A 25,780-nucleotide genomic window follows, 5' to 3' on the forward strand; every position below is an offset into this window, starting at 1 on the left:
TACAACATGAAAATACTGTTTAATTGGCGCGCAAGATCGCGAAATCACAAAGCCGGACCCTGCCCGTCTATTAGGGTCTGAACCCGACTGAATGCTTAAAATGGCATCAGAACAATCAAGAGATGCCAGGAAATCGCCGAAATGCGGGGTGATCCCCGCGCAAGGAGATTGACGAAGCAGATCGCAGATCGTCCTGATGTCCTTCGGATCGGAGGCATTTGTACGGCCTATTGCGTCGCTTCACCTTGAAAGGCAGCAAGCCTTTCTGCGACGAAGCTCCTGATATCCGCACAAATGCCGCGCGACCATTTCAAGCATTCAGTCGGGTTCAGACCCTAGTCATCAATACTAATGCGGGATTGGACAGATGGCCTTTGCCAACCGGATCAGCGACCTTGCCAGAACACTGGCGCAATACCCGACTGTTGTCACGGTCATGGACAAAAAAGTGGATGTGCGCACCAAGGAGCAATTGGCAACACTGTCTGCCGAAACCACAAAGCTCGAAGCACTGGCCACCGAAGGAGACACGGCCATAGCAAGTGGCTCCTGCAAGGACCCGGCAGGGCTTTCCACAAGGCTGGACTTCAACGCATCGCAGATTTCATCCCTGCTGACAGCCTTTGCCGCACAAGACACCGAACGTCTGAAATCGATGAGCATCATCAGCAAACAGAAGTTTGATGCCTACGCAAAGAACCGTCTGTCGGCTGAAAAGCGCTATGCCGACGAGGTTTCAACACTGCTGAAGCAGGAAGCCAAAACGGTCGCTGCACTGGGCAAGAGCGAAACCGGGAAACCGGATGCAAAACCGGATACCAAACCTGACAGTACACCACCAGACAGTACACCGGAAACCAAACCAAAACCCAGCTCAGATACATCAGCACAACCTGCGCCTGAGCCTTCACTCAATGACATAATCGCCGACATGCCGGGCTATCTGCAGGCAGCGTACCCCGACGACGTTGCAAATTATGACCCAGAACAACTCTCCTCCCTGTGCACGTCCACCGGAAAAACTGCGATCAAGCTTGGCGCAAAGACAGCCGACGGTGTCACCGACTTTACCGTTGCTTCGGTCATAAGCGGACAGGACCTGCAGAAACAGGACTGGTCGGCAGCCATTCTCAAAGACAGCAGCCTTGGCACACTTGACGACCGCATGTTCGTCCTGCGCAACGCAGCAGAAACGCGCAAGGCAGTGGATGAGGCCCTGCCCTTTAAAGATCCTGCCTCAGCAGTCGAAACCCCGAAAATTTGAGGTCGCCATGGCGCAATATACAGTTCGTCTCACTGCACCAGCGGGCAACTACCCGTTTGATTCCGTACGCGTCTCACTGAGCTGTGCAGGTCAACCTCCGCAAAATAGAACTTTGACGTTTCAACTCAATGCGCGCGTCCAACAGCACGTCTTTGACATTGCAAACGGGCAATGGCGTTTGAGAATTACAGGGCGCGGTTTTGTGCCAGTTGATGAGCAAAACATCAATGTGAATGGCAATGCAACAAACGCCAAGAACCTGACGGTGATGTATTATACGCTTCACACAGACCGAAACCGGGATGGCAATCTTGATGGACCGGGCACACTGAATGCTTCGGTGCCTAATGCCATCAGTTATGGACCGAATGGCAGTGGCGCAATTATCCCTGTCAATTGCAATCGGGATGGCAATAACACTGCTGTTGGCTATGCTGACAATCAGGATCAACGCATCAACGGCAATCCAGACCTTCCGACGGGCATTGCTCGGTTTGAAGTCCGCCGCAACATCGTCGGACCAATCGCAAATGTTCCTGGCAACTGGACATTGCAACTACATATCAATCGGGCAAACATCAATGAAAACCCGGCAAGAAATCACTTCAGGGTCTTTAACGGGGATGCCAATAACAGTACCGAAATAATCGGGCCGGAAACAAATCATCTGGCGGCCATTACAACAGTTTCTGTCGGTGCAAGCAAAACCTACGGGATCGAAGCTGTGCGCTTTGCCGGGCGCAGTTTCACATCAGGTGAAGGCATTTTGAACCTGTATGTTTGCCAACCCGAAGTCACTGGCGCAGGAAACCAGACCTACTTTTTCTCCGAACGGTTGGTAGCAGCCCGCTGGATTGGCAATCACCATCGGCAAACCGTCAGCAGGCTATATGTCGCAAACGCCAACAATGTCGCGTTTCGCGGAGATTTGGGCAACGCTGCGGGCGCGGATAACCCGGTAATTCCGGTTACTGCTGGCAATCCCGGCATAGCGACGCGTACCCAGGTTCGCTATTTGAATGCAAATGCGTGGGCAACTTATGCGCCGATTGGTGAAACTGTTCCACCATTGCAGGACGATGACGTCTGGATGCGCGATACCGTGGTTTCGGGTCACAGTACCTGGCCTGGCATAGGTGCAGGTGTTCAGCACAAGGACATCTTCATGAAGGCGCATCGTTGGCGTGAACTCCAAAACTGGGTCTATGAAAGCCTGTTAAGCACCAATGTCGGAGTTTCCTATCCGGCCGCAGGTAGCACTGATGCCATCACATCGGCAAATTCCGGCGGCAATATTGCTGTTACCCCCCCTGTCCAGAAAACCGTTAACGGCGCAACAACCAACTATTTGTACGGTCGTTTTTATTACGGTCACAATCGCTACCATACGGTCGATCAAAGCAGCCGCGATTTCATGGCTGCCCAGAGCATGCAGCCGCCTATTGAGCTTGATACCGACTGGCTCTATGTCGGGCATGTAGATGAAATGATGACCTTTATCCCCGACAACAATCCTGCTGACAGTTTCAAGAAATGGAAATTGCTGGTGGCAAGCCCGGCAGAGGCTTATCGCATTTTGAATGCAAATAGTGGCGCCCATGGCAACGCGAGAATGTTGGTCGAACCGGATTGGGACAACGTCAACAACCGTTTTAATTACGACAACCTTCAGCTTTGGAACGAGCAGTGGGATACCGTCAACAATCGCTGGCACGATGTCGCTGTTGATGTTAACGGGACCATTAATGATTTTCTGGGAAATGGACAAGCGCCACTTCACAACCCACGGCGGGACAAACGGCAGCAAATCCGCTACACCTATGAAGACCTTCGGAACTGGAACATCGATGGCGTCGAGGTCGTCATCCAACGCAATATTGACCTGATGAAGGTTGCATTTGATCTGTCTGACCAAGACATTATTCGTGTTCCCGTGATCTTCTTCCCCGAAGGCTTCTTGCCTGGCAACTTTACCTTTGCCAACAAGATTTCCCCGATGACTTGGGGGCGCAGAGAAGGATTTAATGTTTTCCCGGGCAAGCAAGGTGGTTTTCAGGTTGGCGCACTTACCGCAGACATGCCCAACATGTTTGTCGGCAACGACCGGCTGATGGTCCCCAAACCATTTGGGCCGTGGATCGAAGCGCCGGGGCATAACGTCCATGCAGCAACCGATGAAGACAGGAACGGGTATGATCTTTTTGAGCAGGATCTTGTTCAGAAAATAGCGGCCATACATAACGGCCCGACATGCGTCTTCATCAATGACTGGAATGACTACCATGCGGCCCTTGGGGAAATTCACTGCGGCACCAACGAACTACGCGCCCCCTACAACGGGCAAGTTGCGTTTGGGAATGCGCGCTACGCCAATTGGTGGACAGCCGTCAATGCATGATTGGTTCCACATCTCATCGGGAGCACAACAATGACCGCCCAATCGGACTACCAACAGGCTCTATCGGACATCGCCGCATTGGCAAAAACTGAAGCTGGCCGGATCACGGGTCGCCCGTCTCCTGAGGCGACGGTCCAGATATTGCGCGCTTATTCTGGCACTATCGCCAAGCCAATGACGGATGATTTGAAATCCGGAACTTGGAAGAAACTCGAAAGCTGGCAACTGGGTGGTATGTTGCAATATCTCGGCACTTACGGCACGTCAGATGCCGTGCAGCCCCTGCGTGAGATCGAGAAAAATTACCCAATTGAAGTCATCCAAGAACAAGCCAAGGAACTGGCCGATTTGCTTGCGACCCTTGATGTCGCGGTCGCGGAAGCACGCAAACTAAAAGCAGTTACCGATGCAATTTCGTCTGGCAACAGTGACAAGATGGTGCGTGCGATGCTTTTGGCTCTTGCACAGCTTGACCCTGACTGGCCCGTCAGAGCTTCTGAAATTCAGGAAAAACTATTTAGTCTCTCGGCAGACAGCTTTCCGGCCATTAACGAACTCGCATCGGGGAAATTGAGCGAAGATGACGTCACCAAAGGCCTGATCAATATCTTATTTGAAGAATTTCTGACAACGGCTGGCACCTCTGGCACCACGACAGCCAAACCTTAAGCGATCAGCAACAGGCGAAAAGAGCACTCAGCTTTCGGCCTTTTTCCCCACGCCTTGCTATTGAACGCTCTATCACCGGGTGAAAAGCAGCTTGACGAAGGTTCTGAGCAGCATGACCTGTTCGGCGAGTTTGCGCGGTTCGTTGAGTGCCTTTGACATGACAATCCCGCCTTCGAGCACGGTCGAAATCATGTCGGCGACCTGTTCGAGATCGACCGGTTCGGTCGTTTGATACTGGCCCGCGATATCATCAAGGATCGCGCGGAAGCGAATGCGCCAGGCCAGAACCGCATGCCGGTTAAGGTCACGCACTTCCTTGTCAAACAGGCGTTCCTGATAGCAATACACCGCAACGATGCAGCCCGGATGGCCGTTGGGCAGATCTTCGAGCACCTCGGCCAGCATTTTAAGCGCTGCCAGCAACTGATGCAGCGGGTCATCAACCAGTTCGCGGGCCCGGTCAAACACCTGATCAAGGATTTCGTCATCCTGTTCGATATAGCGTTGCAGCAAAGCCCGCGCGAGTTCGTTCTTGTCCGAGAAATGATAGAAGAACCCGCTCTTGGTCAGCCCGGCCTCTGCAATGATTTCCTCGATCGAGGTCGCGCCAAAGCCCTTTTCCAGAACCGATTTTGACGCGATTTCCAGAATGCGTTCACGCGTGCGTTCGCCCTTGCGTTTGGGGCCGCCGAACGTCTCGGTGATTGTCAGTTTTTCCATCGTGCTCACCCGTTACCCTACCGTCGGTACAGTTTTTCGTCGCCACGGGCCGGTCTGGCCGCGCCGAAAAGCACCGAACCCTTCGTAAACAATTGTTTTGAATATGTTTTTGGAAATCTGAAAAACCAGACCGTGTGCCCACTAGAAGCAAAACCCAATCAGGGCGAGATTTCCGACCCGCGTTTACATACCCCCGCGATCCAAAATTTAAAACCCAAAACTGAAATTCGGACACATGAGCACACGCACTTCACACCTGCCGCCACACGGGCAGACAAAATTCATCACCGATGGCGGTCTTGAGACCACATTGATCTTTCATGACGGGATCGACCTGCCGCATTTTGCATCCTTTGACCTTTTGAAAACGGATGAGGGCTGCGCGCATATCACCGCCTATTACGAGCGTTACCTTGAACTGGCCAAGAAAGCGCAGGCGGGCTTTATCCTTGAAAGCCCGACATGGCGGGCCAATCGCGACTGGGCAGAAAAGATCGGCTATGACGAGGCTGAACTGGCCGAGCTGAACCGCAAGGCCATTGATTTGATGGCCGACCTTCGTGATCGGTACCATAGCGAGACGACGCCCTGCCTGATCAGTGGCAATATCGGCCCGCGCGGTGATGGTTACGTTCCGTCGCTTTGCATGACGGTTAATCAGGCGCGCGCCTATCACGTACCACAGATCGTCACCTTTGCCAAGGCGGGTGTCGACATGGTTTCGGTCGTCACCATCAACTATCCCAACGAAGCCGTCGGCATTGCGCTTGCCTGCCGGGATGTCGATATGCCGTGCGTCATTTCGTTTACGGTTGAAACGGACGGACATCTGCCAAGTGGCGAGCCCCTCCGTGATGCCATCGCGATGGTCGATGACATGACAGCAGGCTATCCGGCCTATTACATGATCAATTGCGCCCATCCGGACCATTTCCGCGACAAGCTTGAAGATGATGGCGCGTGGAAGAACCGCATCTGCGGCATCCGGGCCAATGCATCACGCCAAAGCCATGCGGAACTGGATGCCTCGGAACATCTTGATGATGGCAATCCGGATGAACTGGGACGCCTGTATCGTGATCTTGCCGATCTGCTGCCAAACCTGTCGGTTCTTGGCGGCTGCTGCGGGACCGACCATCGACATGTCAACGCCATGGCCGAACATGCCTTGGCACATCTGCGCACTGCCTAAGACGCACCACACACACTGATAAAAAAACACCGGGAAACGGACAATGAATATGAGTTTCAAACCAACACACGCCGCCGATATCGAACTGCGGAAGGCCACAAGAAATGACGCTGATCACATGGCCAAGCTGATCAACCTCGCGGGTGAAGGCCTGCCGGTTTATCTGTGGCAGGAAATGATCGAAGGCGACGAGACCGCCTGGGACGTTGGGCGCCGTCGCGCCCTGCGCGAAGAAGGCGGGTTCTCGTACCACAACACCCGCTTTGCGTTTGGTGAAAACCAGATCATGGGCGCGATCATTGCCTACGCCCAGCCGGATCATTTTGACCCGATTGACCCGGCGGAAATTCCGGCGATGTTTGTCCCGATCCTTGAGCTTGAAAGCCTGGCACCGGGCAGTTGGTACATCAATGTTCTGGCGGTCTATCCACCGTTTCACAATCGCGGTATCGGATCATTTCTGGTCCGCGCCGCAGAGGAAGACGCCCGCAAAGCCGGAAAGACATCGGTCAGCATTATCGCATCCGATGGCAATCCCGGTGCCGTGCGCCTGTATGAACGTCTTGGTTATACCGCCTGCGCATCGCGCAAGATGGTCAAGGAAGGTTGGGAAAATCCCGGTGAAAACTGGATCTTGCTGATCAAGGAAATCTGAAAACAGCTCTAAAAACATCAAAGGCCGATTGCGCTCAGCTTTCGGCCTTTTTCTCCCACGCGCCTTGCGGGGTTTGCTGCCAATAGGACAGCTTGTGCCCGGCGTCTTTCCAGTCTTTCCAGCGCGTGCGGGCCTCTGCCACCGCATCATGATCGCGGTCATCAAACAGCATGATGACGCGTTCATAATCAGCGACCTTGTCGCTCATGGCGCGGTCGGTCAGGAACAGAAACTGTGCCCCGTTGGGATTTTCATCCTCGGACGTCAGCCACACCGGCTGCATTTCGGCATCGCCATCGGATTTGGAGCCGTGCGGCAACCAGCTTGCCGGATCATAGGTCCAGAGCAGGGTATTGATGGCCTCAATGCGTTCTTCAACGCCGGTCATCACCACCGCACGCTTTTCGCGCTCCAGCGTTTTGGAGAGCAGCGTGGGCAAGGCCCGTTCCAGCGGCATGCTGGTGAGATGGTAAAACCAGATATCAGCCATAGCCAATTGAGTATCGCGAAAGCAAAAACGGAGCAAGATGATCATCACCCTGCCCCGTCTTTTATTCAGATATCAGCCCTTAAGATCAGGACTCATAGTTATCGGCGACAAAGCGATCAAGCAGACGCACGCCAAAGCCGGTGCCGCCTTTTGGCACGACTTCCTTGTCGGACGTCGACCAGGCCATGGCGGCAATATCAAGATGCGCCCACGGGCGGTCCTTGGTGATAAAGCGTTTGAGGAACTGGGCGGCGGTGATTGAACCCGCCGGACGACCGCCGACGTTTTTCATATCGGCAATGTCGGATTTAAGCTGCTTGTCATAGGCAGGCGACAGCGGCAGACGCCAGACACCCTCGTCAACCGCAAGGCCAGCGGTGCTGATCTGGGTGGCGAGGTCATCATTGTTGGAAAACAGGCCGGCATTTTCATGACCAAGGGCAATAATGATCGCACCGGTCAGGGTGGCCAGATCGACGATCAGACGCGGATCGTATTTTTCCTGCACATAGGTCAGGGCATCACACAGAACCAGGCGGCCTTCGGCGTCGGTATTGATGACTTCAATCGTCTGACCGGACATCGAGGTGACAACATCGCCCGGACGTTGCGCGGTTGAAGATGGCATGTTTTCAACAAGGCCCAGCACGGCAACCACGTTGCATTTCGCCTTGCGGCCGGCCAGTGCCTTCATCAGGCCCGATACCACACCGGCACCGCCCATATCCCACTTCATGTCTTCCATGCCGCCGGCAGGTTTGAGCGAGATACCACCGGTATCAAAGGTCACACCCTTGCCAACGAAGGCGACCGGTGCGTCCTTTTTCTTGCCACCGTTCCAGCGCATGATGACCATGGCCGGTTTGCGGGCCGAACCCATGGAAACGCCCAGAAGCGCGCCCATGCCAAGTTTCTTCATTTCCTTCTCATCAAGGATGTCAATCTCGACGCCAAGCTTTTCAAGCGCCTTGACTTCCTTGGCGAAGCTTTCCGGGTACAGAACGTTGGCCGGTTCGGACACCAGATCGCGGGTGAAGAACACGCCTTCGACGACCTTTTTGGCGGACTCAAACTGTTTCTTGGCTTCCTTGTAATCGCGCGCGGCGATGGAGATGCCCTTCAGGACAGGCTTGTCGTCCTTGGTTTCGGTGGTACGGTATTTGTCGAAACGATAATCGCGCAGCATCGCACCGGTTGCGAAATCACATGCCAGACCTTCCATGTCAAACAGAACGGAAAGCTCTTTCTCGCCGGTCGAAAGCGCACGGACGGTGACCGAGCCACCAAGCTTCTGGGCTGCAATCACGTCAAACTCGGCTTCCTTGCCGATCCCGAAAATGATCACGCGCGACAGATCGACATTGGCCGGGGCCAACACCTGCAGGCTCTGGCCCGATTTGCCCTTGAAGGTCGACGCCTTGATCGCCTTGGTGATCGCACCACCGGTTGCCTCATCAAGTGCAACGGCACTGGGCATCAGATCGGCACCCTCGGTCGCGAAGGCGATAACGGCACCGGTTTTCGGGATGGCGAGATCGGAAAACGTGATCTTCATGGTGAACAGGACTCCTGTCATGTTTCGGGGCGCAGTCCTTGATCAAGCAACTGCAAAGAAATTGGATGTCCCTAATCTAGCGCGTTAAACGCGGTTGAAAAGGCTTATCGTTGAAAAAGAACGCGATGCGCCCCGCGTACAGTCAGGGCACGTGATGTTTCTTGCAGGGCAAATTGACATTGCGCAGGGACTTGCGAACAAAACCATTACATCATAATTTTATGGTATATTGTTCGCATTATCGGAAGAAGACCCCATGCAGCCTTTTATTCCCCGCCGTCTGGAGCCTGTCGCCTTTGCATTCCTGTTGTCAGGCATTCAGTCATTCCTGATTTCGGGCATCGCGACCTCGATTGCGATTTCCGACTGGTCGAAGTTTTTTGAATTGTGGATGGGCGCCTATGTCTCGTCCTGGGCAATTGCGTTCCCGGGCGTTCTGGTTGTCGCGCCCTTGGTACGGCGGATACTGAAACGCATCGTCAAGCCCGACAGCAGCGCGCAAGCGGCGTAATCCGGTCCCAATCAGCCAAAATCAAACAGCGAAAGCGACGGGTTGGATTTGATGTATTCCATCTCGTCGTTTTCGATATCGCCCGTGGGATGCCAGCCATGGCTTTCATAAAAGCCGTGCGCGCGGTTGGCGGGATTGGCCGCCGTCGTCAGCGAGATGTCATTGCATCCCTTGGCAAACAGCCAGTCTTCGGCGGTGCGCAGCAATGCCGCCCCCACACCGCGTCCTTCGAATTCCGGATCGACAAACAGCGCCCACAGGGTGGCTTCATGGGGGATGGCTATGGCAAATCCGGCGGCAGAGCTATCAAGATCGGCAAGCCAGATGCCATAGCCCTGTTCCAGCCACTTGCCAAAGGCGGCCTTGGTGATGCCGCGTTCGGCCAGCTCGGACGCGGAAAGATGGTTTTCGCGGACACGGCTTCGGATGGCAAAAATTGCCCCGACATCGCCCAAGCGTGCTTTGCGAATTTTCATCCCGGCCACTCGCGTGTTCTTTCTTTCCAACTGCGCCCAACGTCGCGGCAATTTAGCGATGTTAGGCCAAAGTACTAGCAAAATTATTGGCCGAGATACTCCGCATCGGTTACGGGCTCCAACCAATCAACCGGTGAGCCATTGAGCTTTTCCTGAATGGCGATATGGGTCATGGCGGTTTCGGGGCCCGCGCCATGCCAGTGCTTTTCACCCGGTTCAAACCAGACGATATCGCCCGGCCGGATTTCCTCGATCGGGCCGCCTTCGCGTTGCACCCGGCCAAAACCGGCGGTGACAATCAGGGTCTGGCCCAGCGGATGGGTATGCCATGTGGTGCGTGCGCCCGGCTCAAACGTCACATTGGCGGCCGCGACGCGTGCAGGATCAGGGGCACTGATGATCGGCTCAATACGGACCTGCCCGGTGAAATATTCGGGCGAGGCAACGGTGGAGGCCTGCGATCCGGCGCGTTTGATTTCCATGACGTTTTCCCTGAATGGTTTATTAAGTGTGATGATTTATTGCCCGGCCATCAAGCGCACCGGTTGGCGTTTCGGGCCCCATGTTCCAGGCCGCGCCTGAAACACACCGGCACAATGGGTGCCGCAGCTTTTGCACGCCCCATGGGCATCAAGGTTCCAGTCAGACAACTGATACCAGTCGCGCCCGATCAGGATTTCGCCGCAGGCATGGCAGAAGGTGCTGCTATGGGTTTTGTCATGCACGTTACCGACATAGGCATAGCGGATGCCGTTCTCCATGGCGATCTTGCGGGCGCGCACCAGCGTTTCAGGCGGGGTGCGTGGGGTCGCCATCATTTTCCAGTCGGGATGAAAGGCCGAAAAATGCATCGGCACATCGGGGCCGAGTTCTTCATGAACCCACTGGGTCATTTCATGGAACTCTCCATCGCCATCATTTTCGCCGGGAATGACAAGGTTGGTCAGCTCCACCCACACCCCGGTTTCATGGCGGAGATATTTAAGCGTCTCAAGCACATCATCCAGATGGGCCGAGCACAGCTGATGATAAAAGCGATCCGTGAAACCCTTTAGATCGACATTGGCGGCATCCATGTGGCGAAAGAACTCCTCGCGGGCCTTATCGCCAATGTAACCTGCCGTGACCGCGACGGTGCGAATGCCCATTTCGCGGCAGGCCTGCGCGACATCGACGGCATATTCAAGGAAGATCACCGGATCATTATAGGTGAATGCCACCGCCGAGCAGCCATGGGCCTTGGCGGTTTTGGCGATCATTTCAGGGGTGGCGAGGGATGAAAGCTTGTCCATCTCGCGCGCCTTGGAAATCTCGTAATTCTGGCAAAACTTGCAGGTCAGATTACAGCCCGCCGTGCCAAAGGACAGGATCGGGGTGCCGGGCAGGAAATGATTAAGCGGCTTCTTTTCAATCGGATCGATGCAAAAGCCCGAGGATCGGCCCCAAGTCGTCAGCACCATCTGATCGCCTTGGCGGGCGCGGACAAAACACAAGCCCCGCTGCCCGTCTTTGAGCTTGCAAAAGCGCGGGCAGACGTCGCACTGAATGCGGCCGTCGTCCAGATGGTGCCAGTAGCGTCCGGGGACGGTGTTCATCGCATTCACCTTTCGACTACAACCCTTCGAGAGCTTTTTTAGCTGCCTCCAGTTTGCTTTCCTTTTCGCGATTCTGAAGATCTTCTTCAAGAATGAAGAGCATTAGGCTTCTAATGGCAGGAAAAATCTCCAAACACTCTTGCTCTTCAAGATCATGCACCCCCTTGCTGAGAACAGAATATATTTTTGTATTCTCAACCAGTAAATCTGGCAGGTGTCCCTTTAAGGACTTGATCTTTTCAGCAAATCTTTTTCCTTCATACGCTTCACGAGTAATGTCTCCGTTGGAAATGGCATTTTCAGCCCTTACGGACACCATTCTTTCCAGCACACGCCTCAGATAAACGAATGCACCAACACCTACGCCGTGTGCCGCCAAGCCATTTGCCTTGTAAAACTCGGTCGAGCTTCCTTTATCCAAGACAGATCTGTATTTGGATAAATCTCCCGAATGCAAATCGGCAAGAGAAGGGAGCTGTCCAACTTTCGTTAGAAACTCTCCATCATGCAGTATGAAAACCTTAACTACATGCGAATGATCTCGAGAGCATTTAAAATCGATAGCGAAGTATTTCTTCTCAAAAATATCGCTCCTAACTTCACATGTATAGGAATATGCACTGTGTTCAACAAAGTACACAGTTTCGCGATCACAACACGGGCAGAAGGAGTCAAATTTTCCATTCCATTGATAAAACTCTAGTGCCTGAAGAGGGTTATCTTTTCCTAATCTGATTTTTTCGTACAAAGGATGAGTAAAACAAAACTCCGGAAATAAGTTTTTGTTAACTTCACGTGCGGTTTTTTCTTCTTTATTGTTTTCAGACGTACGGGTTACCATATCAGCTCCAAGACACAAGACAGAAAGACAAAAACCAACTTAAGATAGAAAATAACGATATAAACCAAAACGATTACAGGCAATAACTTAATGTCCATCATCCGCCCGCCTGCTGTTGCCGGGACGTTTTATCCGGCCGATGCCGACTTGCTTCGCAGCGAGATTGACGGACTGTTGGATGCGGCCCTGCGTTCAGATGCCGTATCGGGACCTGCAACGCCTAAGGCGATCATTGTGCCGCATGCGGGGTTGATGTTTTCGGGTAGTCTGGCGGCCCTTGGCTTTGCCACGGTGCGGGCGCTTAAAAACACCGTCAAACGCATTGTGATTATTGGCCCGGCGCATCGCATGGCGTTTCAGGGGATTGCCTTGGCGCGCGCTGATCAGTTTGCGACGCCACTTGGGTCGATGCGCTGTGATTTGCCCGCCCTGCAATCAGCCCTTTCACTGCCGCATGTTCAGATGCTTGATGAAGCGCATACGCTTGAGCACGGGCTTGAGATTGAATTGCCATTTATTCAGCGCCTGTTTGGCGAGGGGGCGGATTTCGGCATTGTGCCGCTTCTGGTCAGCCGGTGCAGCCCGCGGCAGGTGCACGAAGTGATCGAAAAGCTTTGGGGCGGGCCGGAAACCCTGATCGTGATTTCATCGGATCTGTCGCATTTCCATGATTATGACACCGCCCAGCGTATGGATAACCGCACACGCGCGATGATCGAAAACTTCGATGCCGAAAATATCGATACCAGTGATGCCTGCGGCGCGTTGCCGGTTGCCGGGATGCTGATGGCGGCGCGCAATCGCGCCATGAAGATCAAGACACTGGGCATGCGCAATTCCGGCGATGTCACGGGCGATAAATCGCGCGTGGTCGGCTATGGCGCCTGGGCGATTTATGCGGCGGATGCATCAGATATGCGGGATGATGGCGAGACCGATTTCACCAAGGCGACCGAAAATCTGATCAAGGCGCATGGGGCCGAGATGCTGGGCCTGTGTCGGCAATCGATCCTGCATGGGCTTGAGACCGGCGCGCCGTTACAGGTTTCGCCCAGTGAGGTTGCCCCGGCCCTTGCCGCACCGGGGGCGTGTTTTGTGACGCTGAAGAAAGCCGGGCAGTTGCGCGGCTGTATCGGGTCGATCATTTCCCATGCACCACTTGCGCGTGATCTGTGCGAGAATGCGTTCAAGGCGGCGTTTCGCGATCCGCGCTTTGCCGGGCTTACGCGCGATGAGATCAATGATGATCTTGAACTTTCGATTTCAGTCCTTTCGCCACCCGCCCCGTTCGGGTTTGACAGCGAGGCCGATCTGATTGGCAAGCTAACCCCGTTTGAGGACGGGATCATTTTATCGGATGGCAATCGGCGGGGATTATTCCTGCCGCAAGTTTGGGATCAGCTGCCCGATCCGAGAGACTTTCTGGCCCATCTGAAACGCAAGGCGGGGCTTGCCATGGATCATTGGTCACCCAATATGCGCGCAGAGCGGTTTATTACCCGAGGGATTTCATCCAAAGACGTCCGCCCCAGCGGGTTCTGGGATCAGCAAGGTTAAAAGATCATGGCAAGCAAAACACAAGATGATACGCGCTACGCCGACTTCATCGCCGAGGTTGCCGAATGGGAAGGTGTCTGGGGGCTTTATCATAATGGCTGGTTGCTGCAGACAAATGATGCCGGCGAGAAATTCTGCCCGATCTTTGCACTGCGTGATGAAGCCAAAAGCTTTGCAGCCAGCGTTCAAAGCGATCATGTCCCCACCGCCATCACCCTTGTTGAGCTCACCGAGAGCCTGATGGTGCAATGGCGGGCCGAGGACATCATGGCAGGCATCTGTCCGACCCAGGCCTTGCCCGCCATCGTGGTCAGCCCCGATCAGCTCAGCAATGATTTGATGGCGGCCCTTAAGGACGTCATGGACGAACGGTTTGGCAACCAAAGCTGAAAAGACGGCACGCCTGAAATAGCGCGGCAACGCAAAGCCGGGCTGGACGTTGCGGGCAAAATTCCCTATTCCCGAGGGATATTTGATTTTATCCCGAGAAACGAGATTGCCATGACCATTGCCCTGCCCGCCGATGCGCATACCCTTGAAAACGGACTGATTGAAATCGCCCGCAAGGCGGGGGCAGCGATGATGGCAATCTATCAGACCGACTTCGAAGTCCGTTCCAAGGATGATGCAAGCCCGGTGACCGAGGCCGATGATGCGGCAGAGGCCGTGATCCTGCCCGGTCTGCGCGCCCTGACCCCGGATGTCAAAATCGTCTCCGAGGAAAGTGCTGCCAAGGGTGATGTGCCCGATGTGAATGGGGATACGGACTTTTTCTGGCTGGTTGATCCGCTGGATGGCACCAAGGAATTTATCAAGCGCAATGGCGAGTTCACGGTTAATGTTGCCCTGATCGCCAAGGGTCAGCCGGTATTGGGCGTTGTCTATGCCCCGGCAATCGACAAGCTTTATTACGGCGGGCCGGATGGCGCGAAACTGATTGAAGGCGATGCCGATCCGAAAACCACCGAGATCAGGGTGCGTGACATGCCCGAAGACGGGGTTGTTGTTGTCGGGTCCCGCTCGCACGGCGATCCCGAAGCGATGAAAGCGTTTCTCGGCGACCTTGCGGTCAAGGAACTGCGTCCGGCGGGTAGCTCGCTCAAGCTTTGCCTTGTTGCGGCGGGTGAAGCCGATCTGTATCCCCGCCTTGGCCCGACCATGGAATGGGATATCGGCGCGGGGCATGCGGTATTGAAAGCCGCAGGCGGTGTGGTTGAAAATATGGACGGATCCCGATTCCTTTATGGCAAGGCCGATTTCCGCAACCCGTTCTTCATCGCGCGCAGCCCGTCCGTGCCGGTAAAGTACGAAGGCTGATCCTTCGCAAAGCGGGATCAAATCCGAATTTCAAAGCACGATCAGCAGCTTGACTTTTGCGCAGTGCAACACGGCTTAAAACCGCATTTTTCGGGAAAGCTTGAAACTGCTACATACCGCAGTTTCCTTGACTTTCCGGGCAGTTTGCGCTATCAATTCCTTATCGCCACACAGAGTGTAGGTGACGTAAATAGCCGCCGGAATCACGGCGACGCGGTCTTGTCTCACCACTGCAGGGCGAGATGGGGCTAGAGCGTAAAATGGAGCCGCCATTCTTTATGGCGGCTCTGCGCTGTTTGAGCCTGTTTTCCTGATCATCACCGTTGGTTTTTCAATCCGGATTGCGAGCTTTGCGCGCGATCTTCCTTGTCATGGCAGTGCATCATCGCTAGGTATTTGAGATAGATTATCTTTTCAGAGATTGTGGCATGGCACCGGCTCTTACCATCCGTCCCTATTCCGAAGGCGCGCTTAGTCAGGCGGCAGCAAAGCTGCGCGCGGGCGAGCTTGTCGCCTTTCCGACCGAGACGGTTTACGGGCTGGGCGCGGATGCAACCAATGCCGATGCCGTAGCGGGGATTTACGCCGCCAAGAAACGGCCGAGCTTTAATCCGCTGATCAGCCATTTTCCCGACCGCGATGCGGCCGCCAAACATGCCGAATTTGATGACCGCGCCGACAAACTGGCCGCGGCCTTTTGGCCGGGTGCCCTGACCCTTGTTTTGCCGCGCAAGGCGGACAGTGATGTCTGTGATCTGGTGACGGCAGGCCTCCCCAGCATTGCCGTGCGGGTTCCGGCCCATCCGATGGCGCGTGAATTGTTGCGCGCGGTCGGTCGCCCCGTCGCCGCCCCATCGGCCAACCGGTCTGGCAAGATCAGCCCGACCACGGCGGGCCATGTGGCGCAGTCGCTGGGCGATGCGATTGGCATGATCCTGGATGGCGGGCCGTGCGGCGTTGGGCTTGAAAGCACAGTGATTGACCTGACCACTGATCGGGTCGTGATGTTGCGCCCCGGCGGGGTGACAGCCGAACAAGTTTCAGAATTGCTGGACTGTGATGTCATCATGGCAGAAAGCGATGATAGCGCACCCAAAAGCCCCGGCATGCTGACCAGCCATTATGCGCCCGGCCTTCCGGTGCGCCTTGATGCCAAATCCGCCAACACGGCCAAATACGGCCATGAGGTGCTACTCGGCTTTGGCGATTGCAATACCAAGGGGTTTGAGACGGTGCTTTGGCTGTCGAAATCAGGCGATGATATCGAGGCGGCGGCGAACCTTTTTGCCAAACTGCATGAAGCCGATCAGAGCCACTTTGACGGGATTGCGATTGCGCCGATACCCGATGCGGGCTTGGGCATTGCGATCAATGACCGTTTGAAACGTGCGAGCGCCCCGCGCGCGCCGCATTCCGAGCCGTAAGGGAACAGCGCGATGTCGTTCCTGCCAGATACCGCACTTCAAGACCTCAAAGACCTGCTGGGCCCGAAGGGCTTTAGCATGGAAAGCGATGTGCTTGCGGCCCACAACGCCGAGGCACGCGGCAAGTTTGAAGGCCACGCTGAGATCATCCTGTTTCCGGCCAGCACAGAAGAAGTTGCCAAGGCGGTTGCCATCTGTGCAGCCCATAACATCGCGGTTGTCCCGCAAGGCGGCAATACCGGGCGTTGCGGCGGGGCGGTTGCCGATGACAAACAGGTTCTGATCAACCTGAAACGCATGAACCGCGTGATCGAGATTGATGCGCGGGATTTCACAGCCACCGTTGAAGCCGGTGCGATCCTGCAAAACATTCAGGAAGCGGCCGAAAAGCAGGATTTGCTGTTTCCCCTGTCACTGGGGGCGGAGGGCACCTGTCAGATTGGTGGCAACCTTGCGACCAATGCAGGCGGCCTGAACGTGATCCGATATGGCAATGCGCGCGATCTTTGCCTTGGGCTTGAGGTCGTATTGCCCGATGGTAGCGTGTGGAACGGGTTATCCAAGCTTCGCAAGGACAATACCGGTTATGACCTGCGCGATCTGTTTATCGGCGCCGAGGGAACGCTTGGGATTATCACCAAGGCGACGTTAAAGCTGTTTGCCCAACCCAAACACGTCGCCACCGCATGGGTTGCCGTGCCAACGCCGGAATGTGCGCTTGATCTTTTGGCCCTTGCACGTCGCCATACCGGTGATGCGATTGCGGCGTTCGAGCTGATCAGCAAATTCGCCCATGATCTGTCGGTGACCTACCTTAAGGGCCTGACGCGCCCGCTTGCGACCAAGACAGACTGGCATGTGTTGATCGAACTGACCTCATCACGCCCGAATGATGATCTGGAAACGCTTCTGGTGGACCTTCTGGGACAGGCGGTCGAGATTGGTCTGGCATCTGATGCCACCCTTGCCCAGTCCGAAGCCCAGCGTGAAAACCTTTGGGCGATCCGCGAAGGCATCCCCGAGGCGCAAGGCTTTGAAGGCGGGTCGATCAAGCATGATGTGTCGGTGCCCATCTCGAAAGTGCCCGATCTTCTGAAGCGAGGGATGGCGGCAGCAGATGCGCTTATTCCCGGCATTCGCCCCTGCCCGTTTGGCCATGTCGGTGATGGCAATATCCATTTCAATTTCACCCAGCCCGCCACCATGGACAAGGAGCGCTACCTTGCAGAGTGGCAAAGCCTGAACAGCGTCATTCACGACATCGTCACCGAGCTTGGCGGATCGATCAGTGCCGAGCACGGCATCGGCCAGCTTAAACGCGACGAACTGGCCCATTATGCCAGCATTGAAAAACTCAAACTGCTGCGCGCGATCAAGGATGCCATTGATCCAGATGGCCGGCTTAATCCGGGCAAGATTGTATAATAGCGTCCACCATCCGCATTATGCGCAGCAAGCATTGCCACCTTTCACGCATATGCACCGCCGAGCAATACGCCCACCCCAAAGATGGAAGATCGCCCCATGTTCTCTGTCGAAACTTATGCGCCGCTTGATCAGGCAAAACCGGTTGCCGACAATGTCTGGATCTTTGATGGTCCGGTGATCGGATTTCAGTATGCCGGACTTAAACTGCCCTTTCCCACCCGAATGACCGTTGTCCGCCTGAGCGATGGCAAACTGTTTGTCCATTCGCCGATCCGCCTTAATGACGAACTCAGGGCCGCTGTCGATGCCCTGGGCGAGGTTGCCTATCTGATTGCGCCCAACACCATCCATTATGCCGGGGTGCCTGATTGGCAAAAAGCCTATCCGGATGCCAAGGCGTTCTGTGCGCCCGGTGTCATCAAGCGGGCCAAGTCGGTCGGCATTTCGGTTGAATTTGACGCGGAGCTTGCCGATACGCCGGAAGCCGAATGGGCCGATGAAATCGAACAGGTGCTGGTGCGGGGCAGTTACCTGAACGAGGCGGTGTTTTTCCACACCAAGTCCAAAACCCTGATCCTGACCGACCTGATCGAGAATTTCGAAGCCCCCAAAATCAAAAGCCCGATCTGGCGGTTTATGGTCAGATTGTTTGGCACCATGGACCCACATGGCAGCATGCCGCGCGACATGCGCCTGACCTTTGCCGGATACAAGGACGGGCTGCACAAGGCGGTCCAAACCATGATCGACTGGAACCCTGACTATGTGGTTCTGGCGCATGGGCGTTGCTATGACAGCCGCTGCGTTGATGAACTCAGACGCGCCTTTTCCTGGGTTTTGCGATAGCCAACAAGAAAGGGCGCCCCGATGGGACGCCCTTTCATATGATCAAGGTCGGCGGGCTTATTCAGCCGGACCGGCCCACGGGGTCATGGCGTTGATCTTGTCCTGACGACGTTCGTCGCCCGACTTGCCCCAATCACCACCAAAGGCGGCTGATTCCCAGGAGCCGTAGCTCGGGTTCGGGAGCATGAACCAGCGTTCACCCCAGTAATTGCCATACTTTTCCATGACTTCGAGACGCTCTGCGATCGAGCCATCGATTTCGTCGGTGAAGTCACCGAAGTTGTCACCGAACTGCATGATCACACGGTAATCCTCGGCAACAGCGGCACGGCGCGGGGTTTTGTTGGAGCCCCATTCTTCGACCTCGCCACGCAGCATGACGTGTTTTTCGTCCGCATAGGGGAAGCCATACTTCTTCAGGTTCTCGATGGTCGGTTCTTCTTCCGGTGCCTTGCGGTTTGAGACATAGAAGACTTCGACACCACGGGCAGCAGCCGCCTTGGTGAATTCGAGCGCGCCCGGGGTCGGAGTGGAAATCATGTCATGGACGAAGGCCGCCCAGGTTTTGGAGCTGTAATGGGTTTTATCCGCGACCACCCATGCCTGATAGGCAGAGTTATCAAGAACGGTTTCATCAACATCAAGGATAACAGCCGGCGGTTTGGTCATATAGTTGCCGTCCTGCTCAAGGGCGGCAGTCCAGCTGTGATCACCAATCGCCGCATCAAGCAGACGGGTTGCACCAGCATAAACCGACATGGCGGTCGTTTTGTACTCGACCGAGGTCTGCAGCCACAAAGTGCCGTTCAGGCCATCATTCTGTTCTGGCTCCGCCTGGGCGCCAAACGCGCAAAGCGCACTGGTCGCCACAATGGCAGCAACGCCAAATGATCTTGCGATAAAAGTCATATGTAGTCTCCCTGTTGATTTCCGGGCTGCATGGATACTGACCATGCAGACAGGATTTCATAACCATGCCACTGCACTGCGATAAAGAAAAAGCCTTTTTCAACATCATGGCTGAAAAAGGCGTTTGTCCGGCATTTGATAAAGACGCCAAATGATTGAACGCACGGTACTTTTATGCGGTCGAACGTTTTTCAAAGGACGCAAAGCCGTCTTCAAGGGCGGGTTCTTCGTGAATGCGATCGACGCGCGCATGGGTCGGGCCTTCGTGACAGGCCTGAATCATTGATTGTACGACCTTGGCCGGGCCGCAAAAAACCGCCTCGACCGAGCCGTCATGGCGATTGCGCACCCAGCCGGTCAGATCGCGCTTGCGGGCTTGTTCGACGGTCCATGCGCGATACCACACACCCTGCACCCGGCCTTCGATCCGGGCGTGGACGGCGATATTGCCGTCACCCGTTGACGGGTCGGGGCTTGTATCAGTCATGATCGGGCCTCCTCCCTTGTCGATGGTGCCCAAATGGTGCCAAATGGGGCTTACTTCGCGCCGGGGATTTTGGCATGCAGATGGGCGGTGTCCTGAAACTTCTGTTTCTGCTCGTCGCTTGCCGGCGCCTGATAGTTGTCCTTCCAAGCGTCATAGGTCATGCCATAGACGACTTCGCGCGCACCATCATAATCCATGGCAACACCCTTTTCGCGGGCCGCGGCCAGATACCATTTGGCCAGGCAGTTGCGGCAGAAACCGGCAAGGTTCATCAGATCGATGTTCTGAACATCCTTGCGGTTCTGAAGATGGGTGACCAGTCCGCGAAAGGCAGCCGCTTCGAGTTCGAGTTTGGTTTGCGGATCAAGATCGGCTGCCGGACCGTTGGCCAGCACGGCCTCGGAGGACATTTCAGAACCGGCGCAATCAGACATTTTCCATACTCCCGCTGGTCTTTTCCTGCTCAAGCTTTGCGATGATCCCGGGCACATCAGCAATGCTTTCGGCCGTGACGACCTTTTCATTGTCGATTTCGGTCTGATCAACCATTTCATGGACCCAGGTGATTTCATAGGGAATGTGGATCGCAGTGCCACCGCACGCAAGGACCGGCAGGATATCGGATTTCATCGAATTGCCGATCATCACGGCCTGTTCGGGCTCAACACCATAGCGGCCGAAAATGTTGCGGTAGGTCAGCGGATCTTTTTCCGAGACGATTTCAATGCCGTCAAACAGGTCTTCAAAGCCGGAACGGTCGATCTTGAGCTGCTGGGCGATCAGATCGCCCTTGGTGACCAGAACGACCTTGTATTCCGGGTGCTTGGCATAGTGTTTCAGCACGGTCTCTGCCCCGTCGATTATACGGGTCGGCGCACGCAGCATTGATTTGCCGATTTCGGCCAGTTTGTGGATGTCTTCGGCGCTGATTTTACGATCAGAGAGTTCGATCGCCGTTTCAATCATCGACAGGGTAAAGCCCGTCACGCCATAGCCATAGATGGAGAGGTTGGCCAACTCGGCCTGATAGAGACGATCATCAACCTGTTCGGGATCAACATAATGTCCCAGCATTTCGCGCAGCTCTACATGGGCCTGTCGGAAAAGCGGCTCGTTGTGCCACAGGGTATCGTCGCCATCAAAAGCAATCAGCTTATACATATACACGCCTCGTTTCTTGTTATTGGATGGCCGCAAATAACGGGATTACAGCCTCGATTAATGACCATATGGCAGTGCAAACGCGCCGTAAAGCCCCGTTATCTGTATTTAATATGCGTGAAACTGTTCCGAAAGCCCTTGAAAACACAAGTGTTTGAACAGGTTAGGGTTCAGACTCATTCACATGACCGTCCCGGCAACTGATATGAGAGAAAAAGCTAGGAAAATGCCGCAGAGCGGGGTGATCCCCGGTCAAGGGATTTGACGCAGAGGCTTTCTCATATCAGTTGTCCTGCGGATCACCCGGATTTGCACGGGCTATGTTGTCGCAAAACCTTGAAAGATATAGATCTTCCTGCGATTTTGCTCCGCATATCCGCACAAATCCGGGAGACCGGGACGATTATGTGAATGAGTCTGAACCCTAAAAAAGGCGCTGACCGTTTCCGGTCAGCGCCTTTTCGAAATTCACCCTTGAGGGATCGGGTGGCTTATTCGTCTTTTTCGAACTCGATGATGATGGCATCGACCGAGAGGTTGGCGCCCTGCTCGGCATGGATCTTTTTGACCACGCCCTTGCTTTCGCATTTAAGCACGTTTTCCATTTTCATGGCTTCAAGGATGCAGAGTTCCTCGCCCGGCTGGACGGCCTGACCTTCTTCGACCGAAACCTTGACCAGCAAGCCCGGCATTGGCGAGAGCAGGAAGTTCGACATGTCTGGCGGGGCCTTGAACGGCATCAGCTTCTGGAGGTCTGCCACGCGGGGCAGCATGACCTTGAAGCTGCGCTGAATGCCATTGGCCGAGAGCTTGTAGCCAATGCCTTCGATGTCGATCTGCACACAGACCGGCGCACCATCGATTTCACCGACAAACATCGGATCGCCGATTTTCCAGTCCGAGACAACGCCATAGCTGCGATCACCGATGGCGACGATGTAATCACCGTTAACACCATCGAATTCGATATCAAACGGGGTATGGTCATCACCACATACCGCCACCCAGCTTTCAGCAATTTCAAGCGGATGATCGCTGACCTGACCGGTGACCCCGGCATTGCGTTCAGCAACACGCTGATTGATGTAGGCCGCGACCACGATCAGGGTTGCAGGATCATCATTGGGCAGATCATCGGCGGAGAAACCATCAGGATATTCTTCGGCGATGAAGTTGGTGGTGATGTTGCCATCCTGGAAGCGTTTGTTGGCCATGACAGCGGCTAAAAACGGGATGTTGTGCGAAATACCGCGGATGTAATAGGCATCCAAAGCCTGGCGCATTTCCCCAATCGCCTGATCACGGTTTTCACCATAGGTGATCAGTTTGGCGACCATCGGGTCATAGAACATCGAAATCTCGCCGCCTTCATAGACGCCGGTATCAACACGCACGGTGTCCGATTCCGCTGGCGGCTGATAACGCACCAGACGCCCAGTCGAGGGCAGGAATTCGCGGAAGGGATCCTCGGCATAAACACGCGTCTCCATGGCCCAGCCGGTGAGTGTCACGTCTTCCTGCTTAAGGGTCAGTTTCTCGCCATCGGCGATCTTGATCATCCATTCGACAAGGTCCTGCTTGGTGACAAGTTCGGTCACCGGATGTTCGACCTGCAGGCGGGTGTTCATTTCAAGGAAGTAGAAGTTCTTGTCCTTATCAACAATGAACTCCACCGTCCCGGCAGAGCAATAATCCACCGCCTTGGCCAGTGCCACGGCCTGTTCGCCCATGGCCTTGCGGGTGGCGGGATCAATAAATGGTGACGGGGCTTCTTCGACGACCTTCTGATGACGACGCTGGATGGAGCATTCGCGTTCGCCCAGATAGATCGCATTGCCGTGCTTGTCGGCCAGCACCTGAATTTCGATGTGGCGCGGTTCTTCGACGAATTTTTCGACAAAAACACGATCATCGCCAAAGGAACTGGCGGCCTCAGACGTTGCACGTTCAAAGCCTTCGCGGCATTCGGCATCGTTGCGCGCAATACGCATACCCTTGCCACCACCGCCAGCGGAAGCCTTGAGCATCACCGGGTAGCCGATATCGTTGGCGATCTTGACCGCCTCGGCGGTGTCCTTGATGACGCCCATGAAACCGGGCACGGTCGAAACGCCTGCATCGGCGGCGATTTTCTTGGAGGTGATCTTGTCGCCCATGGCGGCAATCGCACCATTCGGCGGGCCGATGAAAGCGATGTTGGCCGCATCAAGCGCCTTGGCGAAGGCCTGATTTTCCGACAGGAAGCCGTAACCGGGATGAACGGCCTCGGCACCGGTGGATTTGCAGGCCTCGATGATGTTTTCAATGATCAGATAGGACTGATTGCTTGGCGCCGGGCCAATGCGAACAGCCTCGTCAGCCATCTGGACATGAAGGGCGTTCTTATCCGCATCGGAATAGACCGCGACGGTTTTGATGCCCATTTTCTGGGCTGATTTGATCACACGGCAGGCGATTTCACCGCGGTTGGCAATCAGGATCTTGCTAAACATTTTTCTGTCTCCCAATTTGTCTTACAGCGGAATGTTGCCGTGTTTCTTTTCAGGGTTCTTGACGTCCTTGTTGCGCAGCATACCCAGCGCCTTGCAGACGCGGCGGCGTGTGCCATGCGGCATGATGACATCATCAATGAACCCCTTGCGGCCCGCGACAAACGGGTTGGCGAATTTTTCGCGGTATTCTTCGGTGCGAGCTTCGATCTTTTCGGGATCGTTCATGTCCGCCCGGAAGATGATTTCCACTGCCCCCTTGGGACCCATCACCGCAATTTCGGCGGTCGGCCAGGCATAGTTGACGTCACCACGCAGATGTTTGGATGACATCACGTCGTAGGCCCCACCATAGGCCTTGCGGGTGATCACAGTGACTTTCGGCACGGTGGCCTCGGCAAAGGCGTAAAGCAGCTTGGCACCGTGCTTGATGATGCCGCCATATTCCTGTGCGGTGCCCGGCATGAAGCCCGGAACATCAACAAAGGTGACAATCGGGATGTTGTAGGCATCGCAGAAACGCACAAAGCGCGCGGCCTTTTTGGAGCTGTCGATATCAAGGCAACCGGCCAGAACCATCGGCTGGTTGGCGACGACACCGACCGTGCGACCATCCATGCGCGCCATGCCGATAATGATGTTCTTGGCGTAGTCGGGCTGGACTTCAAAGAAGTCGCCCTCGTCAACGACCTTGGTGATCAGTTCCTTCATGTCATAGGGCATGTTGGGGTTTTCCGGCACCAGGGTATCGAGCGAGAAGTCTTCGCGGTTGATCGGGTCTTCGCAAAGGCGTGCTGGCGGCTCTTCCTTGTTGCACAGCGGCAGGAAGTCCATGAAGCGGCGCGTCTGCAGCAGCAGGTCAACATCGTTGTCAAAGGCCAGATCAGCAACACCGGAAACACTGGTGTGGGTCGAGGCCCCGCCCAGCTGTTCGTGGGTGACTTCTTCGTGGGTGACGGTTTTGACCACATCAGGCCCCGTCACAAACATATAGGAGCTGTCCTTGACCATGAAGATGAAGTCGGTCATGGCCGGGCTATAGACCGCCCCACCCGCACACGGCCCCATGATCAGCGAGATTTGCGGGATGACGCCGGAACCCTCGACATTGCGCTGAAAGACGTCGGCATAGCCGGCCAGGCTTTCGACACCTTCCTGAATACGGGCGCCGCCAGAGTCATTCAGGCCAATCACCGGCGCGCCAACCTTGAGCGCCTGATCCATGATCTTGGCGATCTTGCGCGCGTGCGCCCCGGAAAGTGCGCCACCGAAAACGGTGAAATCCTGCGAGAAAACAAACACCAGACGGCCATTGATCGTGCCGTGGCCGGTCACGACACCGTCGCCGGGAATGCGGTTTTCGGTCATGCCGAAATCGACACAATCATGTTCGACGAACATGTCCCATTCTTCGAACGAACCTTCATCGAGCAGCACGTCAAGGCGTTCGCGCGCGGTGAGCTTGCCTTTCTTGTGCTGATTATCAATGCGGCGCTGGCCACCGCCCATGGCAGCTTCGGCGCGCTTCGCTTCGAGTTTGGCGACAATATCCTGCATGTTGCGTTTTCCTTGCTGTGATCGGCCATTCGGCACATTTCGGCCCAATGTGCGCGTCTCGAGAATGAAATAGCATTATTCGGTACTGGAATGCCAATTATTTTTACTGTTCTGACAGAGGTCCAGAATAAGCCCTAAACACCTGATTTCCCTAGCGTCATTTTAATATTCGAGACCGGGCTGGACTAAAGTCTAGAGCGTCCATGTTATCGCGATAGACAGGGATCATTTCGGCGTCG

25 protein-coding genes are annotated in these 25,780 nt (G+C 55.1%); 12 read left to right on the forward strand and 13 right to left on the reverse strand.

The annotated features are described in order from the left end of the window. The first annotated feature begins 367 nt into the window (after positions 1 to 367). From HED22_RS10520 to HED22_RS10530, 3 genes are all read left to right on the forward strand, one after another. Positions 368 to 1,264, forward strand: a complete 897-nt coding sequence (locus tag HED22_RS10520) for a hypothetical protein (RefSeq protein ID WP_167721908.1) — start codon at positions 368 to 370, stop codon at positions 1,262 to 1,264. 202 nt (positions 1,265 to 1,466) lie between these two features. Further along, the gene (locus HED22_RS10525) at positions 1,467 to 3,662 is read left to right on the forward strand and encodes a protein-arginine deiminase family protein (protein WP_167721910.1); all 2,196 of its coding nucleotides are present in this window, start codon (positions 1,467 to 1,469) and stop codon (positions 3,660 to 3,662) included. Between the two features lie 30 nt (positions 3,663 to 3,692). Then, the gene (locus tag HED22_RS10530) at positions 3,693 to 4,331 is read left to right on the forward strand and encodes a hypothetical protein (RefSeq protein WP_167721912.1); all 639 of its coding nucleotides are present in this window, start codon (positions 3,693 to 3,695) and stop codon (positions 4,329 to 4,331) included. Between the two features lie 72 nt (positions 4,332 to 4,403). On the opposite strand, the gene HED22_RS10535 is transcribed toward HED22_RS10530, so the two are convergent. Next, the gene (locus HED22_RS10535) at positions 4,404 to 5,051 is read right to left on the reverse strand and encodes a TetR/AcrR family transcriptional regulator (RefSeq protein WP_167721914.1); all 648 of its coding nucleotides are present in this window, start codon (positions 5,049 to 5,051) and stop codon (positions 4,404 to 4,406) included. A gap of 235 nt (positions 5,052 to 5,286) precedes the next feature. On the opposite strand from HED22_RS10535, the gene HED22_RS10540 reads away from it, so the two are divergent. Further along, positions 5,287 to 6,243: a homocysteine S-methyltransferase family protein gene (locus HED22_RS10540; RefSeq protein ID WP_167721916.1), complete on the forward strand. Its 957-nt coding sequence runs from the start codon at positions 5,287 to 5,289 to the stop codon at positions 6,241 to 6,243. Positions 6,244 to 6,292: 49 nt separating this feature from the next. Next, complete coding sequence (locus tag HED22_RS10545; protein ID WP_167721918.1) at positions 6,293 to 6,898, forward strand: GNAT family N-acetyltransferase; 606 nt, start codon at positions 6,293 to 6,295, stop codon at positions 6,896 to 6,898. Between the two features lie 34 nt (positions 6,899 to 6,932). Here the strand turns inward: HED22_RS10545 and HED22_RS10550 are convergent, their stop codons facing one another. Together HED22_RS10550 and HED22_RS10555 are read right to left on the reverse strand one after the other, a co-directional pair. Next, a complete protein-coding gene (locus HED22_RS10550; RefSeq protein ID WP_167721920.1) occupies positions 6,933 to 7,388 on the reverse strand; it encodes a DNA polymerase III subunit chi in 456 nt (151 codons plus the stop codon). Between the two features lie 85 nt (positions 7,389 to 7,473). After that, on the reverse strand, positions 7,474 to 8,943 hold the full coding sequence (locus HED22_RS10555) for a leucyl aminopeptidase (RefSeq protein ID WP_167721923.1): 1,470 nt from the start codon (positions 8,941 to 8,943) through the stop codon (positions 7,474 to 7,476). A gap of 256 nt (positions 8,944 to 9,199) precedes the next feature. On the opposite strand from HED22_RS10555, the gene HED22_RS10560 reads away from it, so the two are divergent. Then, complete coding sequence (locus HED22_RS10560; RefSeq protein ID WP_167721925.1) at positions 9,200 to 9,454, forward strand: DUF2798 domain-containing protein; 255 nt, start codon at positions 9,200 to 9,202, stop codon at positions 9,452 to 9,454. 11 nt (positions 9,455 to 9,465) lie between these two features. Here HED22_RS10560 and HED22_RS10565 read toward each other — a convergent pair whose 3' ends face one another. The 4 genes from HED22_RS10565 to HED22_RS10580 all read right to left on the reverse strand — a co-directional run bounded on the left by HED22_RS10565 (position 9,466) and on the right by HED22_RS10580 (position 12,366). Next, the gene (locus tag HED22_RS10565; protein WP_167721927.1) at positions 9,466 to 9,930 is read right to left on the reverse strand and encodes a GNAT family N-acetyltransferase; all 465 of its coding nucleotides are present in this window, start codon (positions 9,928 to 9,930) and stop codon (positions 9,466 to 9,468) included. A gap of 83 nt (positions 9,931 to 10,013) precedes the next feature. Then, entirely contained in the window at positions 10,014 to 10,412 is a 399-nt protein-coding gene (locus HED22_RS10570) for a cupin domain-containing protein (RefSeq protein WP_167721929.1), read from the reverse strand. Positions 10,413 to 10,448: 36 nt separating this feature from the next. Further along, positions 10,449 to 11,525, reverse strand: a complete 1,077-nt coding sequence (amrS, locus tag HED22_RS10575) for an AmmeMemoRadiSam system radical SAM enzyme (RefSeq protein WP_167721931.1) — start codon at positions 11,523 to 11,525, stop codon at positions 10,449 to 10,451. 16 nt (positions 11,526 to 11,541) lie between these two features. Further along, positions 11,542 to 12,366 (reverse strand): hypothetical protein, encoded by an 825-nt coding sequence (locus HED22_RS10580; protein ID WP_167721933.1) that lies wholly within the window; start codon positions 12,364 to 12,366, stop codon positions 11,542 to 11,544. Between the two features lie 90 nt (positions 12,367 to 12,456). On the opposite strand from HED22_RS10580, the gene amrB reads away from it, so the two are divergent. The 6 genes from amrB to HED22_RS10610 all read left to right on the forward strand — a co-directional run bounded on the left by amrB (position 12,457) and on the right by HED22_RS10610 (position 18,938). Continuing rightward, positions 12,457 to 13,923 carry an AmmeMemoRadiSam system protein B gene (gene amrB, locus HED22_RS10585; protein WP_167721935.1) on the forward strand — a complete coding sequence of 489 codons (1,467 nt, stop codon included), beginning with the start codon at positions 12,457 to 12,459 and terminating at the stop codon, positions 13,921 to 13,923. Positions 13,924 to 13,929: 6 nt separating this feature from the next. Beyond that, positions 13,930 to 14,313, forward strand: coding sequence for a DUF2750 domain-containing protein (locus HED22_RS10590; RefSeq protein ID WP_167721937.1), 384 nt, complete (start codon positions 13,930 to 13,932; stop codon positions 14,311 to 14,313). Positions 14,314 to 14,424: 111 nt separating this feature from the next. Continuing rightward, positions 14,425 to 15,240 (forward strand): 3'(2'),5'-bisphosphate nucleotidase CysQ, encoded by an 816-nt coding sequence (cysQ, locus tag HED22_RS10595; RefSeq protein WP_167721939.1) that lies wholly within the window; start codon positions 14,425 to 14,427, stop codon positions 15,238 to 15,240. Between the two features lie 428 nt (positions 15,241 to 15,668). Beyond that, positions 15,669 to 16,664 carry an L-threonylcarbamoyladenylate synthase gene (locus HED22_RS10600; RefSeq protein ID WP_167721941.1) on the forward strand — a complete coding sequence of 332 codons (996 nt, stop codon included), beginning with the start codon at positions 15,669 to 15,671 and terminating at the stop codon, positions 16,662 to 16,664. Positions 16,665 to 16,676: 12 nt separating this feature from the next. After that, positions 16,677 to 18,089, forward strand: coding sequence for an FAD-binding oxidoreductase (locus tag HED22_RS10605; protein WP_167721943.1), 1,413 nt, complete (start codon positions 16,677 to 16,679; stop codon positions 18,087 to 18,089). Between the two features lie 99 nt (positions 18,090 to 18,188). Further along, entirely contained in the window at positions 18,189 to 18,938 is a 750-nt protein-coding gene (locus HED22_RS10610; RefSeq protein WP_167721945.1) for a DUF4336 domain-containing protein, read from the forward strand. A gap of 57 nt (positions 18,939 to 18,995) precedes the next feature. Here HED22_RS10610 and HED22_RS10615 read toward each other — a convergent pair whose 3' ends face one another. From HED22_RS10615 to HED22_RS10640, 6 genes are all read right to left on the reverse strand, one after another. Further along, positions 18,996 to 19,847 (reverse strand): 5'-nucleotidase, lipoprotein e(P4) family, encoded by an 852-nt coding sequence (locus HED22_RS10615; protein ID WP_167721946.1) that lies wholly within the window; start codon positions 19,845 to 19,847, stop codon positions 18,996 to 18,998. A gap of 172 nt (positions 19,848 to 20,019) precedes the next feature. After that, positions 20,020 to 20,334 carry an acylphosphatase gene (locus HED22_RS10620; RefSeq protein ID WP_167721948.1) on the reverse strand — a complete coding sequence of 105 codons (315 nt, stop codon included), beginning with the start codon at positions 20,332 to 20,334 and terminating at the stop codon, positions 20,020 to 20,022. Positions 20,335 to 20,384: 50 nt separating this feature from the next. Then, complete coding sequence (locus tag HED22_RS10625) at positions 20,385 to 20,744, reverse strand: DUF1244 domain-containing protein (protein WP_167722433.1); 360 nt, start codon at positions 20,742 to 20,744, stop codon at positions 20,385 to 20,387. Positions 20,745 to 20,760: 16 nt separating this feature from the next. Then, the gene (locus HED22_RS10630; protein ID WP_167721950.1) at positions 20,761 to 21,495 is read right to left on the reverse strand and encodes an HAD family hydrolase; all 735 of its coding nucleotides are present in this window, start codon (positions 21,493 to 21,495) and stop codon (positions 20,761 to 20,763) included. Positions 21,496 to 21,986: 491 nt separating this feature from the next. Next, positions 21,987 to 23,987, reverse strand: a complete 2,001-nt coding sequence (gene accC, locus HED22_RS10635) for an acetyl-CoA carboxylase biotin carboxylase subunit (protein WP_167721952.1) — start codon at positions 23,985 to 23,987, stop codon at positions 21,987 to 21,989. Positions 23,988 to 24,008: 21 nt separating this feature from the next. After that, a complete protein-coding gene (locus HED22_RS10640; RefSeq protein WP_167721954.1) occupies positions 24,009 to 25,541 on the reverse strand; it encodes an acyl-CoA carboxylase subunit beta in 1,533 nt (510 codons plus the stop codon). Between the last annotated feature and the right edge of the window lie 239 nt (positions 25,542 to 25,780).

The sequence above is a fragment of the Thalassospira sp. HF15 genome (genome assembly GCF_011806525.1).
In the GTDB taxonomy this organism is placed as follows: domain Bacteria; phylum Pseudomonadota; class Alphaproteobacteria; order Rhodospirillales; family Thalassospiraceae; genus Thalassospira.

Coding starts and splice junctions, on each gene's coding strand:
- HED22_RS10565 (WP_167721927.1), bottom strand. CDS start 9,930: ATGAAAATTCGCAAAGCACGCTTGGGCGATGTCGGGGCAATTTTTGCC.
- HED22_RS10520 (WP_167721908.1), top strand. CDS start 368: ATGGCCTTTGCCAACCGGATCAGCGACCTTGCCAGAACACTGGCGCAA.
- HED22_RS10640 (WP_167721954.1), bottom strand. CDS start 25,541: ATGCAGGATATTGTCGCCAAACTCGAAGCGAAGCGCGCCGAAGCTGCC.
- HED22_RS10600 (WP_167721941.1), top strand. CDS start 15,669: ATGGCACCGGCTCTTACCATCCGTCCCTATTCCGAAGGCGCGCTTAGT.
- HED22_RS10620 (WP_167721948.1), bottom strand. CDS start 20,334: ATGACTGATACAAGCCCCGACCCGTCAACGGGTGACGGCAATATCGCC.
- HED22_RS10545 (WP_167721918.1), top strand. CDS start 6,293: ATGAGTTTCAAACCAACACACGCCGCCGATATCGAACTGCGGAAGGCC.
- HED22_RS10570 (WP_167721929.1), bottom strand. CDS start 10,412: ATGGAAATCAAACGCGCCGGATCGCAGGCCTCCACCGTTGCCTCGCCC.
- HED22_RS10555 (WP_167721923.1), bottom strand. CDS start 8,943: ATGAAGATCACGTTTTCCGATCTCGCCATCCCGAAAACCGGTGCCGTT.
- HED22_RS10610 (WP_167721945.1), top strand. CDS start 18,189: ATGTTCTCTGTCGAAACTTATGCGCCGCTTGATCAGGCAAAACCGGTT.
- cysQ (WP_167721939.1), top strand. CDS start 14,425: ATGACCATTGCCCTGCCCGCCGATGCGCATACCCTTGAAAACGGACTG.
- HED22_RS10535 (WP_167721914.1), bottom strand. CDS start 5,051: ATGGAAAAACTGACAATCACCGAGACGTTCGGCGGCCCCAAACGCAAG.
- HED22_RS10550 (WP_167721920.1), bottom strand. CDS start 7,388: ATGGCTGATATCTGGTTTTACCATCTCACCAGCATGCCGCTGGAACGG.
- HED22_RS10615 (WP_167721946.1), bottom strand. CDS start 19,847: ATGACTTTTATCGCAAGATCATTTGGCGTTGCTGCCATTGTGGCGACC.
- HED22_RS10580 (WP_167721933.1), bottom strand. CDS start 12,366: ATGGTAACCCGTACGTCTGAAAACAATAAAGAAGAAAAAACCGCACGT.
- HED22_RS10560 (WP_167721925.1), top strand. CDS start 9,200: ATGCAGCCTTTTATTCCCCGCCGTCTGGAGCCTGTCGCCTTTGCATTC.
- HED22_RS10540 (WP_167721916.1), top strand. CDS start 5,287: ATGAGCACACGCACTTCACACCTGCCGCCACACGGGCAGACAAAATTC.
- HED22_RS10605 (WP_167721943.1), top strand. CDS start 16,677: ATGTCGTTCCTGCCAGATACCGCACTTCAAGACCTCAAAGACCTGCTG.
- HED22_RS10530 (WP_167721912.1), top strand. CDS start 3,693: ATGACCGCCCAATCGGACTACCAACAGGCTCTATCGGACATCGCCGCA.
- HED22_RS10625 (WP_167722433.1), bottom strand. CDS start 20,744: ATGTCCTCCGAGGCCGTGCTGGCCAACGGTCCGGCAGCCGATCTTGAT.
- accC (WP_167721952.1), bottom strand. CDS start 23,987: ATGTTTAGCAAGATCCTGATTGCCAACCGCGGTGAAATCGCCTGCCGT.
- HED22_RS10630 (WP_167721950.1), bottom strand. CDS start 21,495: ATGTATAAGCTGATTGCTTTTGATGGCGACGATACCCTGTGGCACAAC.
- HED22_RS10590 (WP_167721937.1), top strand. CDS start 13,930: ATGGCAAGCAAAACACAAGATGATACGCGCTACGCCGACTTCATCGCC.
- amrS (WP_167721931.1), bottom strand. CDS start 11,525: ATGAACACCGTCCCCGGACGCTACTGGCACCATCTGGACGACGGCCGC.
- amrB (WP_167721935.1), top strand. CDS start 12,457: ATGTCCATCATCCGCCCGCCTGCTGTTGCCGGGACGTTTTATCCGGCC.